The organism is Streptomyces sp. JLBG701 (assembly GCF_058544905.1).
In genome coordinates, this window is sequence record NZ_CM178588.1 from 463,109 (window position 1) to 477,677 (window position 14,569).

Annotated in this window: 13 protein-coding genes and 1 pseudogene; 10 read left to right on the plus strand and 4 right to left on the minus strand. The window is 71.1% G+C overall.

What is annotated here, in order from left to right:
• The first annotated feature begins 183 nt into the window (after positions 1-183).
• Together AC5DRG_RS02170 and AC5DRG_RS02175 are read left to right on the plus strand one after the other, a co-directional pair.
• Entirely contained in the window at positions 184-2,874 is a 2,691-nt protein-coding gene (locus AC5DRG_RS02170) for a winged helix-turn-helix domain-containing protein (RefSeq protein WP_491807627.1), read from the plus strand.
• 105 nt (positions 2,875-2,979) lie between these two features.
• Positions 2,980-3,177, plus strand: a complete 198-nt coding sequence (locus AC5DRG_RS02175; protein ID WP_491807628.1) for a DUF8691 family protein — start codon at positions 2,980-2,982, stop codon at positions 3,175-3,177.
• 4 nt (positions 3,178-3,181) lie between these two features.
• Here AC5DRG_RS02175 and AC5DRG_RS02180 read toward each other — a convergent pair whose 3' ends face one another.
• Positions 3,182-3,586 (minus strand): SHOCT domain-containing protein, encoded by a 405-nt coding sequence (locus AC5DRG_RS02180; RefSeq protein ID WP_491807629.1) that lies wholly within the window; start codon positions 3,584-3,586, stop codon positions 3,182-3,184.
• 179 nt (positions 3,587-3,765) lie between these two features.
• On the opposite strand from AC5DRG_RS02180, the gene AC5DRG_RS02185 reads away from it, so the two are divergent.
• A complete protein-coding gene (locus tag AC5DRG_RS02185) occupies positions 3,766-5,076 on the plus strand; it encodes a DUF2254 family protein (protein ID WP_491807630.1) in 1,311 nt (436 codons plus the stop codon).
• On the opposite strand, the gene AC5DRG_RS02190 is transcribed toward AC5DRG_RS02185, so the two are convergent.
• The 3 genes and pseudogenes from AC5DRG_RS02190 to AC5DRG_RS02200 form a co-directional block, all read right to left on the minus strand.
• Positions 5,073-5,486 (minus strand): DUF7144 family membrane protein, encoded by a 414-nt coding sequence (locus tag AC5DRG_RS02190; protein ID WP_491807631.1) that lies wholly within the window; start codon positions 5,484-5,486, stop codon positions 5,073-5,075. The two genes, AC5DRG_RS02185 and AC5DRG_RS02190, sit on opposite strands and share 4 nt — an antisense overlap.
• Before the next feature lie 121 nt (positions 5,487-5,607).
• Positions 5,608-7,010: pseudogene (locus tag AC5DRG_RS02195) on the minus strand (DUF2252 domain-containing protein).
• Positions 7,007-7,234 carry a DUF8691 family protein gene (locus AC5DRG_RS02200; RefSeq protein WP_491812945.1) on the minus strand — a complete coding sequence of 76 codons (228 nt, stop codon included), beginning with the start codon at positions 7,232-7,234 and terminating at the stop codon, positions 7,007-7,009. Before AC5DRG_RS02200 ends, AC5DRG_RS02195 begins: the two are co-directional and overlap by 4 nt.
• A 203-nt stretch (positions 7,235-7,437) precedes the next feature.
• Between AC5DRG_RS02200 and AC5DRG_RS02205 the strand changes: the two genes are divergently transcribed.
• The 7 genes from AC5DRG_RS02205 to AC5DRG_RS02235 all read left to right on the plus strand — a co-directional run bounded on the left by AC5DRG_RS02205 (position 7,438) and on the right by AC5DRG_RS02235 (position 14,525).
• Entirely contained in the window at positions 7,438-9,048 is a 1,611-nt protein-coding gene (locus tag AC5DRG_RS02205; protein ID WP_491807632.1) for an MFS transporter, read from the plus strand.
• 218 nt (positions 9,049-9,266) lie between these two features.
• Complete coding sequence (locus AC5DRG_RS02210; protein ID WP_491807633.1) at positions 9,267-10,694, plus strand: ATP-binding protein; 1,428 nt, start codon at positions 9,267-9,269, stop codon at positions 10,692-10,694.
• Entirely contained in the window at positions 10,691-11,113 is a 423-nt protein-coding gene (locus AC5DRG_RS02215) for a roadblock/LC7 domain-containing protein (RefSeq protein WP_491807634.1), read from the plus strand. The genes AC5DRG_RS02210 and AC5DRG_RS02215 overlap by 4 nt, the downstream gene beginning before the upstream one ends.
• A complete protein-coding gene (locus AC5DRG_RS02220) occupies positions 11,110-11,472 on the plus strand; it encodes a DUF742 domain-containing protein (protein ID WP_491807635.1) in 363 nt (120 codons plus the stop codon). Before AC5DRG_RS02215 ends, AC5DRG_RS02220 begins: the two co-directional genes overlap by 4 nt.
• Complete coding sequence (locus AC5DRG_RS02225) at positions 11,444-12,052, plus strand: GTP-binding protein (protein WP_491807637.1); 609 nt, start codon at positions 11,444-11,446, stop codon at positions 12,050-12,052. Before AC5DRG_RS02220 ends, AC5DRG_RS02225 begins: the two co-directional genes overlap by 29 nt.
• Positions 12,049-13,287, plus strand: a complete 1,239-nt coding sequence (locus AC5DRG_RS02230) for a cytochrome P450 family protein (RefSeq protein WP_491807638.1) — start codon at positions 12,049-12,051, stop codon at positions 13,285-13,287. The genes AC5DRG_RS02225 and AC5DRG_RS02230 overlap by 4 nt, the downstream gene beginning before the upstream one ends.
• Positions 13,284-14,525, plus strand: a complete 1,242-nt coding sequence (locus tag AC5DRG_RS02235) for a cytochrome P450 family protein (protein WP_491807639.1) — start codon at positions 13,284-13,286, stop codon at positions 14,523-14,525. The genes AC5DRG_RS02230 and AC5DRG_RS02235 overlap by 4 nt, the downstream gene beginning before the upstream one ends.
• The last annotated feature ends 44 nt before the right edge of the window (positions 14,526-14,569 follow it).

Sequence of the window (14,569 nt, forward strand, 5' to 3'; positions counted from 1 at the left end):
TTCCTTCCAGGTCGCCCCGGTAGGGCCACGCTTCCGCTGCCCCCACAGTGCGCGGCGGTGCGCCCCGGCGCCTCACCCGCCCCGGGTGAGCGACGGCATCCGTTGCGGCTCCCCGGGAGACGGGCGATGATCAAAAGGTAGGCGGTTTTCCGGACCACGAACTGCGGTGTTGCGGTGAGTGCCATGCCCCATCCGACCTCGGGCGGCCCCGGGAGCACCCCTGCCGAACGCCTGACCCCGAGCGGTGACCCCCTGCTGGCGGCGCGGTTCAGTGTCCCGGTTCCGCCGACCACGTTCGTGCGCAGACCGCGGCTCGTCGAGCGGCTGACTCTGGGCAGTACGGTGCCCGTGACGCTCGTCAACGGGCCCGCGGGAGCCGGCAAGACGCTGCTGGTGGCCGACTGGATCGCCGGGGAGGGTGCGCCGAGCCAGGTGGCATGGCTGACGGTGGAGCCCGAGGACAACGGCCCGGGTGTCTTCTGGGCCTACGTACTGGAGGCCATGCGGCGCCACGGCTTCGGTCCGCCGGACACCGTCGGCAGCCCGGCCCGCCCCGGCGAGGTGGACCACTCCCTGCTCGCCAGGCTCGCAGCCCATCTCAGTGACCGGACGGAGCCGGTCGTCCTGGTGCTCGACGAATTCGACCGCGTGGCAGGTTCGACGGAGGTCGCCGACGAACTCGAGTTCGTGCTCCGCCACGTGGGCGGCGGACTGCGCCTGATCGTCATCAGCCGGACGGAGCCGCTGCTGCCCCTGCACCGCTACCGCGCCGCCGGTCAGGTCACCGACATCCGCGGCGCCGACCTGGCGTTCGGGCCCGAGGAGACGGCCGAATTGCTGAGCCGGCACGGCATGCGCCTCTCGGAGCACGGCGCGCGGGCGTTGACCGAGCGGACCGGGGGCTGGGCCGCCGGGCTCCGGCTCTGCATCCTGGCGGCGCAGCAGGCCGAGGACCCGGACATCTTCCTGAAGGACTTCGAAGCGGGCCGCAGCACGCTCGCCGATTTCCTGCTCGCCGAGGTGCTCGACGCGCAACAGGCCGAGACCCAGGACCTGATGCTGCGCGGCAGCGTTCTCGAACAGATCCACCCCGACCTGGCCAACGCGCTCACGGGCCGCGACGACGCGGAGCCGATCCTCGCCGGGCTGCAGCGCGCGAACGCGTTCGTCGAGTCCATCGGCCACTCGTGGTATCGGATCCACCCTCTGTTCGCCGAGATCCTCCGGGTGCATCTGCGGGTCCGCTACCCGGGGCTCGAACCCGAGCTGCACCGCCGGGCGGCGCGCTGGCTCACCGAGGCGGGTCTGTTCGCCGAGGCCCTGCCGCATGCCGCGGACGGAGGGGACTGGGAGCACACGGCGAACCAGTTCGTCGAGGAGCTGGCGATCGGACAGCTCCTCACAGGCCTGGACGCCGAACGCCTCGACCGGCTCTTCTTCCCGATGCCCCCGGACGCAGCGGGCCCCGCGGCGGATCTGGTGCGCACCGCTCGCGAGCTGACCCGCCACGACGTCGACCGCGGGCTCGGCCACCTGCGCCGAGCACAGGAGAACCTTCACAACGGCGGAAACCCCTCCGCGGCCCTGCGGCTCAGCTGCGCTCTGCTGCGCGTGCTCGCCGCGCGAATGATCGGCTCGGCCGATCTCGCCGAGGCCGCCGCGAAGGACGTGGCGGAAGCGGAGCGAGCCATCCCCGCCGAACGCCTGGAGCCGCACCCCGAGCTCCGCGCGCTCATGCTCACCGATCTGGGATCGGCCCAACTGTGGGCAGGACGCTTCGACGCCGCCCGGTCGACGCTGTCCGGCGCCGTGCGACTGAGTGACGGTCCGGACACCGCGTTCTCCCGGCACGAGTGTCTGAGCCGACTGGCCCTGATCGACTTCCTGGGCGGCTGGCCCGAGCGCGCCGAGCGACGCGGTCGGGAGGCGGTCGCCGAGGCCGAGCACGGCGGCCTGCCCCCCAACACCCGCACCGGGGTGGCCGAGCTCGTCCTGGCCGCCGTCGCCCTCGACCGCGACGAGCTGGCCGCCGCACACGCCCACCTCGAAGCGGCTTTCGCCTCGTCCGCGGCCCCGCACGACCCCATCGTGTCCTTCGGGCTGGCCCTCCTGCGGTCCCGCCTCCTGCTCGCCAGGGGCCATCCCCAAGCAGCGCTCCACATCCTCGACGAGCTGGAGAACCAGCAGGCCGTCGTCGAGCCCTCACCGTGGGTGCGCGACCGGACCGCCCTGGCCAGGGCCGGCGCACACCTGGCGGCGGGCCGTCCGGGAGCCGCCTTGGAGGTCCTTGAGGACAGCGGTACGCCTGGGCCGGAGAGCGTGGTGACCGCGGCACGTGCCCGGCTTGCCGTCGGCAGTGGGGAAGAGGCGCTCGGTCTGCTCGACTCGCTCCCGGACGGACGGAGCCAGGGCCCGGCCATCATGACCAGGGTGCTGCTCGTTCGGGCGCAGGCCGCCGACACGCTGGGCGACGGCGCCGCGGCACAGCGGCTGACCGCGAGAGCCTTGGCCATGGCCCGGCCCGGGCAGCTGAGGCGGCCGTTCCTGGAGGCCGGACCGTGGTTGCAGCGCCTGGTGCGCCGTCGGCCCGCGCTGGCTCGGGGGCACGACTGGCTGCCGCCTGCCCTGGTGGAACACGCTCGGGTGCATCACATCGACGAGCCGGGCCCCGGTCTCGTGACCGAGCCGCTCAGCGGGCGTGAGCACGAGGTGCTGGAACGGCTGGCACAGACGATGTCGACGGAAGAGATCGCCGCGGATCTCCATCTGTCGGTCAACACCGTCAAGACCCACTTGAAGAGCCTCTATCGCAAGCTTGCCGCGACCCGACGAAGCGAAGCCGTACGTCATGCTCGGGAGCTGCACCTCCTGTGAGGAGATCCGGTCACCTGAGGCGGGTGATGCCGCGCGCCGTCCGGCGGTCCCAGCATGGAACGTGGGGGGGCACAGCCGCAGTACGACTGCGAAAGAAGCGCGCTCATGCGATACGAGATCCGCGTCGACGGGGAGATGTCCCAGACGATGACAGGGGCGTTCCCGGAGTTGGAGAGCCTCGTCATGAGCGGGCAGACCGTACTGTTCGGCCAGGTCACCGACGAGGCACAGCTGTACGGCCTGCTGACACGCTTCCAGTCACTGGGGTTGCACGTGGTGGAGATGCGCCGTCTTCCCGAGTGATCGCTCAACCGGTGAGGACCCTGGCCTTGGCCCGCTCGTATTCGGCGTCCGTGATGTCGCCGTGGTCGTGCAGGCCGGCGAGCTTGGCCAGTTCGTCCGCCCTGTTCGCCTGGGGCGCCGGGGCTTCGGCGGCCGCTTGCTGCACGTAGGAGCGGAATTCCTGCTCCCGGGCCTGTGCCTGCTGCACATCGCGCTTGCCCATGCCCTTGCCCCTGGCGATCAGGTAGACGAGGACACCCAGATAGGGCAGCACACAGACGAAGAGCGTCCAGCCCGCCTTGCCCCAGCCACTGAGTTTGTCGTCGCGGAAGATGTCGCCGATGACCTTGAACAGGAGCATGAACCACAGGACCCACAGGAAGAACCACATCATGGTGAGGAACGCGTTGAGCAGGGGGTAGTCGGACATGTTGCCCTCCGGTTGCCGGTCCCGTCGTTCGATGGCTGCGGCGGGATGGTCCTGACGGCACTACCGTCCATCGGCACGGGGCGCTGCGGATCACCCGGTACGGGTGGCCGCACCCACGGCCTTTGGTCTCCCATGACGCGCGTGAATGCCGCCGGGCTCTTACGGTGATCGCGTGGAGGGTGAGCCGTGGCACACGCGAGGTCCCGTCACCACGCCCCCGCTTCAGGCGCCTGCTCGTGTTCCTGAGCCCGGCCGTGGCGGTGGCGACGATGGCCACGGCGGTCGTACTCGGCGTGGGACTGCCGCACTGGGAGGACTCCCTCCCCCAGGTCGGCCTGACCTACGACCCGGCGACCGCCTCGACGACCCTCGCGGCCATCGCGGGCGGAATGATCACCCTGTCCGGGTTCGTCATCACCGCGGTCACCCTGGTCATCCAGACCGTGCAGAACATGTCTCCCCGGCTGATCGGGGTCATCGGCCACTTCCGCCGGTCGCTGACAGTCGTGGGGCTCGTGACCGGTACCGCGGTGTACGCACTGGTCGTTCTGGCCCAGATCCGGCCCGACGAGACACCGCGGCTGTCCGTGACGCTGGCAGTCGTCCTCGTGGTCGTCGACACGGCTGTGCTGCTGCGGAGTCTCACCGGGCTCCGGCACCTCGTGACCGGAGGTGGGCTCGCTCGGGCGGTGGGCGATCTCATGGCCCGGTCGTTCGACGCCGCGCTCCCGCCGGGCGCGACAGCGGCGGCCTCCGGTGCGGCAGACGCCTGGCCGTCCGGTACGGGGGTTCCGTTGGTTCACACCGGGCGGCCGGGTGTCGTCCAGAGCGTCGACGAGCGCCGACTGCTGCGGATCGCGACAGGCTGGGACGCGCGTGTCTCGCTCGATGTCGCCACCGGAGACTACGTCGGTGCCGGCTCGGTCCTGGGGCATGTGCACGGGCCGGCGGGGTCATCTGAACCACGTCCCAGCGGGCTGCGCCACCTGGCTGCCTGCGTACGCGTGGATCGTGCCCGCTCCCTCGACCACGAATCGGCGTACGGTCTCAGGCTCCTGGTGGACATCGCGATCCGCGCGCTCTCACCGGCCGTCAACGACCCCACGACCGCCGTACAGGCACTGGACCAGATCGAAGAGGCCCTGATGCGCAGCGTCACGCGTCCGCTGGGCGGGGCCTTGGTGGCCGACGGCCGCGGAACACCTCGGCTGCGTCGGCCGGCCCCCGGATGGCCGGAGCTGGTGAGCCTGGCGCTGGACGAGATCCTTCACTACGGGGCGACGTCCTTGCAGGTCCTGCGGCGCGTACGAGTGCTGCTCGACACCGTGGCCACAGTGGCTCCGGACCACCGGCGAGCCCCGCTGGTCGAGCGACTCGCCCTGGTGGACCGCGTCGCCCACACCTTCCGGGATCCACTGCTCTCCGCGGTGGCGGAAGGAGCGGACCGGCAGGGACTCGGCGGGGTCAGGGCCCCGTCGAATCCCCGCTAGTCGTTCTGTTCCTGCCGCTGCACCACGCACAGGGCCCAGATGACGAACCCGTACAGGGCGATCAGCGTGAGGGACCAGACGGGGTAGTACGGGATGGAGAGGAAGTTGGCGATGATCAGCAGCGCCGCGATGGCCACTCCGGCGATCCTCGCCCAGGTGGCCGTGGCGAACAGGCCGAAGCTCACGACCACGGCGATCACGCCGAGCGACAGCTGGATCCAGCCCCAGCTGGTCAAGTCGAACTTGAAGACGTAGTTGGGGGTGGAGACGAAGACCTCGTCGTCGGCGATCGCCATGATGCCCCGGAAGAGGTCGAGGATACCGGCGATGAACAGCATCACCGCGCCGAACAGCGTCAGGCCGGTGGCGGCGGCTTGGACACCCGGCGAGCGGTAGTGGGTGGTGGCCATTGCAGGACCTCCCGTTCCTCGTGCGGCTGCGGCCGGCAGCCACTCGTGACCGAGCCTCCACCCGGCCGACCGGTCCGTCGTCACCCCAGAAGGGTGATCGAGGGTGCTGAGCAACGATGGCTCAGGCAGCCCTGGCGGTGATCCGGTCGGCCCGTACGGCCTCGGCGAAGGTCTCGTAGTCGCGTTCGTTCTGGTCGGCGTACGCCTCGGCGAACTCCGCCAGGGCCCGGTCGAAGGAGTCCCCGGCACCGAGGTAGGCGGCGATACCGATCGGATCGCCGGAGCGGGCGTGGGCACGGGCCAGCGAGGCACCGCACAGGCCGGCGTAGAGACACAGCATGTCGGGCGGCATGGTCTCGGGCCGGGCCGTGCCTTTCCAGTCGCGCAGTTGCCTGACGTAGAAGTCGCGCAGCCGGCCGTCCATGCCCGTGACGCGTTCCCAACCGAGGAAGATGTCGCTGTTGGCCTGCATCAGCCGCTGCCCGACGACGACCCGCTTCCCCTGGTTGTCGTACCTGCCGGGTCCGCAGTACGGGGCGAGGACCGATTCTCCGGCCTCCTTGGCCTGCAGCAGCAGTGGATCACCGTCGTCCCTGCCCACCATGAGGGCGATCCAGCAGCGGGTCCCCACCCTGCCGACGCCCACCACCTTGCGTGCCATGTCGACGAGTCGGAAGCGTTCCAGCAGGTCCCGGCGCTCGGAGGAGAGGCTGCGCCCGTAGCCGTTGATCAGGGTGCGCAGGGTCCCTTCGAGCTCCTCGTGCTCGGTGCCCGGGGCCAGGTCGGCGATGGGGGTGATCAGGGGCGGGTCAGGGGCGATCCGCCGCTCCCCGTCGACCACGTGGGTGAGCCGGTCGAACGCCTAGAGGCTGTCACGGGTACGGGCCTTGGCCATGGCTCGGGATGTCCGTCGGCGGACGTCCTTGTCCGGCAGCAGTGCGTGGAGCTGGTCGGCGTCGTCCTGGGCGTACCAGATGTCCAGCGTGCGCATCCCGGAGAAGAGCCGCATCCGCTCCCGGTACGCCTTCACCGCCTCCTTGACGGCGGCGGCGCGCTGTCCCTCGTCGAACCCGTTCGCGCGGCCCGCGACGGCGAGGCTGGCGGCCAGCCGCTTGATGTCCCACTCGAAAGGGCCCGGCAGAGTCTCGTCGAAGTCGTTGATGTCGAAGACCAGGTGACGTTCGGGAGAGGCGAACAGACCGTAGTTCAGCAGATGGGGGCGTCGCCGCACAGCTGGGTCGTGAGGCCCGTGTGAGGTGCCTGGCCGAGGTCGGCGGCCATGATCGCGGCGGCACCTCGGTAGAACCGGAAGGGCGACTCCAGCATCCGGCCGTACCGGATGGGCACCAGCTCGGGCACGCGCGTGACGGCTTGCCGTTCGAGGACGCCGACGGGATCCGGCCGCTGCTCGGCCGGGACGAACCGTGCGTGGCTCGACCGGGGCGTGGCCGAACGGGCCGCTCTGCCCTGCGCGGCTCGCTCGGCCACGGTGAGGTGGCTGCCGACCTGGTGTGTCGCGGTCATCGCGGCCTTCCCGTCGCGTGCGCCTGCGCATCGGGCAGGCGGCGCATCTCGTCGACGCGCAGTCCCAGCTTCTGGAAACGCAGGAGCAGCCCGTACAGATGTGCCTCGTCCGTCACCGAGCCGAAGAAAACCGTCTCCTGAGATCTGACTCTCCGTGTCAGCTCCGGGAACGACTCGGCCAGTGCCATGGAGACAAGACCATGGACACGGAACTCGTAGCGCATGCCGACACCGCCCTCTCTCACGCGCCGGGCCCTCTTCCTCCTCGCATGCTGCCCGCCGAACGGCCACGCCGGATCACCCTCTTGAGGTGACTGGACGACCTCTCGGCGGGCACGGACCTTCGGCTCGGCCGGCCCTCCCCCAAGCGGTTGACCTGCGCGGCGGGTCGAGGATCCACCGCCTCGGCCGCTGGGACGATGCGTCCATGGCACCCCGGGAACGCGGCCCTGAGACTTCGGCCACCACACGCATCGTTCTGCCGACACTCGCGTCCGGGCAGTTCCTGATGGCGCTGGACAGCTCTGTCATGAACGTCTCGATCGCGACGGTCGCCGACGACGTGGGCACGACGGTGACGGGAGTCCAGGGCGCGATCACCGCCTACACCCTCGTGATGGCGATGTTCATGATCCCCGGCGGCAAGGTCGGCACCCTGATCGGCCACAAGCGCGCGTTCATGATCGGCTGTGCCGTCTACGGGTGCGGATCCCTGACCACGGCGCTGGCCCCGAACCTGCCGGTGCTCCTGTTCGGCTGGTCGCTCCTGGAGGGGCTCGGGGCGGCGCTCATCCTGCCCGCGATCGTGGCACTCGTCGCCGGCAACTTCGGCGTCGAACGCCGACCCGCCGCCTACGGCCTGGTCGCGGCCGCGAGTGCCGTGGCGGTGGCCCTCGGGCCGATCATCGGGGGTGTCGCGACGACGTACTTCTCCTGGCGATGGGTCTTCGCCGGTGAAGTCGTGATCGTGTTCGCCATCCTGGCCGTCGCTCGCCGTATCGCCGACGCGCCGCACATCGCCCGCTCCCGTATCGATCTCGTCGGCGCGACCCTGTCCGCCCTCGGACTCGGGATCTTCGTCTACGGCGTGCTCCGCTCGGACGAATGGGGCTGGTTCCGACCCAAACCCGACGCGCCTTCCTGGCTCGGGATCTCGGCGGTCATCTGGCTGATGCTGGCCGGGCTGCTGCTGGTGTGGCTGTTCCTCCGCTGGGAGGCGGCCCTCGTGGAGCGGAACAGGGAACCGCTCGTGGACCCGGCACTCCTGCGGAACCGGCAGCTCACCGGCGGTCTCACGATGTTCTTCTTCCAGTACCTGGTGCAGATGGGCGTGTTCTTCGTCGTGCCCCTCTACCTGTCGGTGGCCCTCGGCCTGTCCGCGCTCAAGACCGGCGCGCGCATTCTGCCGCTCTCGCTGACCCTGCTGGCCGCCGCGATCCTCATCCCGCGTCTCCTTCCGGATGTCTCGCCTCGGCGGGTGGTGCGGCTCGGGGTCCTCGCGTTGTTCGCGGGAGCGGTGGTCCTGATGGCCGCGCTCGACGCCGACGCGGGGGCGGAGATCGTCACCGTCCCCCTCCTGTTGATCGGGCTCGGCATGGGCGCGCTGGCGTCCCAGCTCGGCTCGGTCACCGTGTCCGCGGTGCCGGACGAGCGGAGCGCCGAGGTCGGGGGCGTGCAGAACGCGGTCGCCAACCTCGGCTCCTCGATCGGTACGGCACTTGCCGGGTCGGTCCTGATCGCCGCGCTGACGAGTTCCTTCCTCGCCAACGTCGAGCAGAACCCGGACATCCCGGACCGGGTCAAGAGCACGGCGAGCGTCGAACTCCAGAGTGGGGTGCCCTTCCTGTCGGATGCCCAGCTGGAGGCGGCCCTCGACGAGGCGGGCACCAGCACGCGCGTCACTCAGGCCGCACTCGACGCGAACGCCGACGCGAGGCTCGACGGCCTGCGTGCCGCGCTCGCGATCCTCGCCTTCACCTCGCTGCTCGCGATGTTCTTCACCCACCGGATCCCCACCACCCAGCCCCGCTCGACGTAGCCGGGCAGCAACTTGGCCCGGACCCCGGCGGGTCAACTCACCTGGCCCTTATGGCAATTCAGACAGTTGGAACAGAAGCCAACAGAGATCGGACTCTTTCGGAGCGAAGTCGCGTTCCACCGTGCGAGAGCGGTCGATGACAGTGTGTACTGTGCTGCGAGCCCCTCGCCCGCGGGCCTCGAACCCCGCCCTGCCCGCCTTCCCTTGGAATCGATTCGATGATCGAATTACCGGACCTGTTGGCCGGTGGCCTGGCCGTCGGAACGCTGTCCGCGCTCGCCCTCGGCGGCGGCCTGCTGCACGCCCGTCGCGGGCGGTCCGTGCAGCGGGCGCAGATCGCCGCGTTGCGCACCCAACTGGACGCCGCGCAAAGGGTGTTCACGGCGGAGGTCGAATATCTGGCGGCTCATCGGTTACCGGCCGCCGGCCGCCAACTTGCCCACCCGCACATCGCGGTGCCGGGTCCCTCGCAGCCGCAGATCGCCGGGTCCCCGCTGGGCATCGCGCTGGAGAAGGTGCTGGCGGAGCTGCACACCGAGCTGGCGGCACAGCGCACGCGGATCGACGCCGCCGCCCGGGCCGGGATGCGGGGTGCCACGCGGGAGATCCAGGCGGGCCTGTACCGGTTGCAGGACGCGCTGCGAGAGCTGCAACAGCGGTACGACGACCCGGAGTTGGCGCAGACTCTCTTCCAGCTGGACCACGAGAACGAGCAGTCGCTGCGTCGGGCGCAGGTCGCCGCGGTGGTGTGCGGGGCCTGGGTGGGGCTGGCCCGGGAGGAGTCCCACCTGGTCGACGCGGTGACCGGTGGCAAGGCCCGGCTCTCGGGCTACCACCGGGTCCAGGTCCACAACCATCTGGAGGCGGGCACCGCGCTGGTGTCGCACGCCGTCGAGCCCGTCGCGATCATCGTCGCCGAGCTCCTCGACAACGCCCTGCGCCACTCCGCGCCCGACACCGACGTCCTGGTCAACCTGGAGCATGTCGCCCACGGAGTGTGCGTCACCGTGGACGACGCCGGCCTCGGCATGACGCAGGACGAACGGGCCCAGGCCCAGCGGATGGTGGCCGGCAACGATCCGATCCTCCTCACCGAACTCGGCGACCCGCCGCGCATGGGGCTCGCCGCGATCGGCCAGCTGACCCGCCAGTTCGACCTGGGCGTGGACGTGTCCTCGCCCTCGCCCTACGGCGGTGTGCGCGCGGTCCTGCGGGTCGACAGCCACCTCCTCACCCGTATCGACCCCACCGCGCAGCCGCCGGCGGCCAGCGCCCCGCGCTCGACGCGCAGGCCCGCCCCGGCTGTGGACGAGACGGTCCAGACAGTCGCGGCGGACCGCACCGACACCTCTTCGCCCGCCCACGGGTACGGGACCGAACCGGCCGACAGCGCCTCCACCGCCGTATCAGGGCATCACGGTCCGCGCGACGCGGGCGCTCTGCCGCAGCGCCGTCGCCGCACGCCGGCCGCCGCCGCGGACACGCCGGCGCCCCCGCCCGCACCGCGCCGTCCCGAGGAGGCGGCCGCCGCGCTCGGCGCACTGCAGTCCGGTACCGCGGCGGCCCGGGCCACCGTGGAGGCGGGCGGCGACGACAACACCGATCAGTCCGTTCAGTCCGACTACGAAGGGGGAGCGGCCCGATGACCAGCCGTGAGGCAGGCGAGACGGCGTGGGTGCTGGAACCGATTCTGCAGGTGCCGCACGTCGTCGCCGCGGTCCTGCTGACCAGGGACGGGCTGGTGACGGGGTACACCGACGCACTGTCGCAGGCCTCCGCCGAGCGGGTGGCCGCGATCACCAGCACCGTGCAGGGCGCCTGCCGTACCGCCGCGGCCGCGTTCGCCGACCAGGAGCGGGCCGAGGTGCGGCAGGTCGTCATCGAGTCGGACCACGGGTACGTCCTGATCGTGCCGACGGACCACGGCACCTGTGTGGCCGCCTACGGGGACGGCGAGGTGCGGCTCGACCTGCTCGCGCACCGGGTCCACTCGCAGGTGGCGCGGCTGGGTGAGAAGGCGATGGCGGCCGTACCCAGAGGGGTCGACGGCGGCGCGTCGGCATGACCGGCCGCCGTGGCGGCCGTCCCCTGGTTCCCGCGTATCTGTCGACGGGTGGTGTGGCCCGGCCCAGCCGGCCCCAGTTGGAGCGGTTGTCGATGCTCACCAGCACCGACGAGGACACACCGCCGGATCTGCCGGCCGCCCAACTGGCCCTGCTGGACGTCCTGGGCGGCGGCTCGCTGACGGTACTGGAGGCGGCGGCCCTGCTGCGGCTGCCGGTCTCCGCGGTGCGGGTGCTGGCCGCCGACCTCGTCGACCGGCACCTGGTGCTGACCCGCGCGCCGATCCCGCCCGCCGAACGGTACGACCCCGACCTGCTGAAGAGAGTGGCCGATGGCCTGCGCGCCCTCAAGCACGACTAGCGGCATCCACCTGCCCGAGACCACCCGCGAGTTGGTGAAGATCCTGGTCGCGGGTCCCTTCGGGGTGGGCAAGACGACCCTGATCGACTCCGTGTCCGAGATCCGGCCCCTGCACACCGAGGAGCGGCTGACCGAGGCGTCCGCGCAGGTCGACGATCTCGACGGGGTGCGGGACAAGACGACCACCACGGTCGCCATCGACTTCGGGCGGATCAGCCTGCCGGCCGGGCTCGTGCTCTACCTGTTCGGCACGCCCGGACAGGAGCGGTTCCGGTCGCTGTGGGATGACATCGCCTACGGGGCGCTCGGCGCGCTCGTCCTGGTCGACAGCCGCCGGATCGACGCGTCGTTCGACGTGCTCGGCCTGGTGGAGGAGAGCGGGTTGCCGTACGCGGTCGCCTTCAACACCTTCCCCGACGGGCCGCGGCACTTCACCGACGAACAGCTGCGTGCCGCCCTGGACCTGGAGGCGGGCACACCGCTGGTGACGTGCGACGCCCGGGACGCCCACTCCTCCGTCGACGCGCTGCTCGCCCTGGTCCAGCATCTGATCGACCGCCACCCCTCGGAGCGCCGGTGACCACCTATCCTCCCGCCCAGCACGCCTTCGACCTGTCCGCGCCGGTACGGCTGTGGGAGGACGGCTTCGCCCTCGACCCGTACCGCTACTACGCCGCCCTGCGCGCCCAGGGCCCGATCGGCTGGGGCGAACTCGCGCCGGGCGTACCGGCGTACGTCGTCACGGACCGGCGGACCGCGCTGGAGCTGCTGCACGACACGGACACGTTCTCGCACGATCCGCGGCCCTGGGAGTCCACGGTCGCCGACGACTCCCCCGTGCTGGGCATGATGCGCTGGCGGCCCAACAGCCTGTTCGCGGACGGCGGGGCCCATGTCCGCTACCGCACCTCGCTCATCGACACCTTCGACCGGGTCGAGCCGCACGACCTCAGGGACCGGGTCCACCGGGCGGTGCACGTGCTGGTGAGCTGGATCGGGCCGAGCGGGGAGGCCGACCTGGTGCGCGACTTCGCGCGGCCGCTGATGGCGCTGGTGTTCAACAGCCTCTTCGGGCTGCCCGACAGCCAGAGCGAGCGGCTGAACGGGGCGCTGGGCAAGATGATGGAGGGTGGCGCCCAGGCCGCCGAGGGCGAGGCCGAGTTCGGTGGGTACGTCCTGGGACTGGTGGCGGCCAAGGCCGAGCGGCCGGGTGACGACCTGCCGAGCTGGCTGCTCGAGCACCCCGCCGGGCTGAGTCCGGAGGAGGTCGCCTGGCAGGTGTTCCTGACCCTCGGCGCGGGACACGAGCCGACGGCGAACCTGGTGTCCAACTCCCTGTCCCGGATCCTCGGCAACTCCGCTTACTACTCCACCCTGACGAGCGGGGCCCGTCCGGTGATGGACGCCGTGGTGGAGGTGCTGCACCACGAGACGCCGCTGGCGAACTACGGCATCCACTACGCCCGCCGCCCGGTGTCGTTCCACGGTGTGTGGATCAGGGCGGCGGTGCCGGTGGTCGTCTCCTTCGGGGCGCTGGCGCACTTCGCCGAACAGGAGGTCGTCGTCGGCCGCCATCCCAAGGACGCCTCGCATCTGTCCTGGTCGGCGGGCCCGCACGCCTGTCCGGTGAAGCAGCACACGCTGCTCATCGCGACCGAGGCGATCGAGCGGCTCACCCAGTGGCTGCCCGACCTGGAGCCCGTCCTGCCCCGCGAGCGGCTCAGCTGGCGGCCCGGCCCCTTCCACCGCTCGCTCACGTCCCTGCCCGTCCGGTTCAGCCCCCGCTCCCCCGACCAGCCAGGAGATCCGTCGTGACCGTGACCGATCGCACCGACCGCTTCGCCATCGACCCGTTCGGCGCCGACATCCCCGCCGAGAGCGCCCGGCTGCGCGCGCTCGGCCCGATCGTGCCCGTGGAGCTGCCCGGCGGCATCCCCGCCTGGGCGCCGACCGGTTACGACACGCTCAAGGACCTCATCCTCGATCCGCGGGTCAGCAAGGACCCCCGGCTGCACTGGCGGCTGTGGCCGGAGCTCGGCGAACATCCCTCCTGGGGCTGGGTGCTGGGCTGGGTGGGCGTGGTCAACATGCTCTCCACGTACGGGCCCGACCACACGCGGCTGCGGAAGCTGGTGGCGCCGAGCTTCACGCACCGCCGTACCGAGGCGATGCGGACGCGGGTGGAGGCGATCACCGCCGAGCTGCTGGACGCCGTGGAGGCCGCCGGCGCCGACGGCGGGACGGTCGACGTACGGCAGGGGTTCGCCCATCCCCTGCCGATGCGGATGATCTGCGAACTGTTCGGCGTGCCGGAGGAGTTGGTCGACGACACGGGCCGGCTCATCGCGGCCATCATGGACACCTCCGACCCCTCTCCCGAGCACGCGGCGTTCGTGCAGCAGCAGATCGGCACGGTGCTGCCCGCGCTCATCGCCCATCGCAGCGAGCACCCCGGCGACGATCTGACGACCGAACTGATCCGGGTCCGGGACGAGGACGGCGACCGGCTCAGTGACGAAGAGCTGCTGTACACGCTGCTGTTGGTCATCGGGGCCGGCTTCGAGACGACCGTCAACCTCATCGGCAACGCGATCGTCGCCCTGCTCCGGCATCCCAAGCAGCTGGCGGCCGTACGGTCCGGGGAGATCGGCTGGGACGCGGTCGTCGACGAGACCCTGCGTGTCCATCCGTCCATCGCGTCGCTGCCGTTGCGCTTCGCCGTCACGGACCTGACGATCGGCGACGTGACGATCCCGGCGGGCGACGCCATCATCACGACGTACGCCGCCGCGGGGCTCGATCCCGCACACTACGGGCCGGACGCGGACGCCTTCGACGCCGCGCGCGGCGGTGACGACCACCTGGCGTTCGGCATCGGCGTCCACCGCTGCATCGGCTCACCGCTCGCCCGCATGGAGGCCCTCACCGCGCTGCCCGCCCTCTTCGACCGCTTCCCCGACCTTCGACTGGCCGTCGACGGTGACGAGTTGCGGCAGGTGCCCTCCTTCATCGCCTTCGGCTGGCAGGAGATTCCGGTGCGGCTGCACGGATGAGGGGGACGGCCGCCGGGATCGGCGTCCGCCGCCGGATGCGGGTG

Coding starts and splice junctions, on each gene's coding strand:
- AC5DRG_RS02170 (WP_491807627.1), top strand. CDS start 184: ATGCCCCATCCGACCTCGGGCGGCCCCGGGAGCACCCCTGCCGAACGC.
- AC5DRG_RS02175 (WP_491807628.1), top strand. CDS start 2,980: ATGCGATACGAGATCCGCGTCGACGGGGAGATGTCCCAGACGATGACA.
- AC5DRG_RS02180 (WP_491807629.1), bottom strand. CDS start 3,586: ATGTCCGACTACCCCCTGCTCAACGCGTTCCTCACCATGATGTGGTTC.
- AC5DRG_RS02190 (WP_491807631.1), bottom strand. CDS start 5,486: ATGGCCACCACCCACTACCGCTCGCCGGGTGTCCAAGCCGCCGCCACC.
- AC5DRG_RS02200 (WP_491812945.1), bottom strand. CDS start 7,234: ATGCGCTACGAGTTCCGTGTCCATGGTCTTGTCTCCATGGCACTGGCC.
- AC5DRG_RS02205 (WP_491807632.1), top strand. CDS start 7,438: ATGGCACCCCGGGAACGCGGCCCTGAGACTTCGGCCACCACACGCATC.
- AC5DRG_RS02210 (WP_491807633.1), top strand. CDS start 9,267: ATGATCGAATTACCGGACCTGTTGGCCGGTGGCCTGGCCGTCGGAACG.
- AC5DRG_RS02215 (WP_491807634.1), top strand. CDS start 10,691: ATGACCAGCCGTGAGGCAGGCGAGACGGCGTGGGTGCTGGAACCGATT.
- AC5DRG_RS02220 (WP_491807635.1), top strand. CDS start 11,110: ATGACCGGCCGCCGTGGCGGCCGTCCCCTGGTTCCCGCGTATCTGTCG.
- AC5DRG_RS02225 (WP_491807637.1), top strand. CDS start 11,444: ATGGCCTGCGCGCCCTCAAGCACGACTAGCGGCATCCACCTGCCCGAG.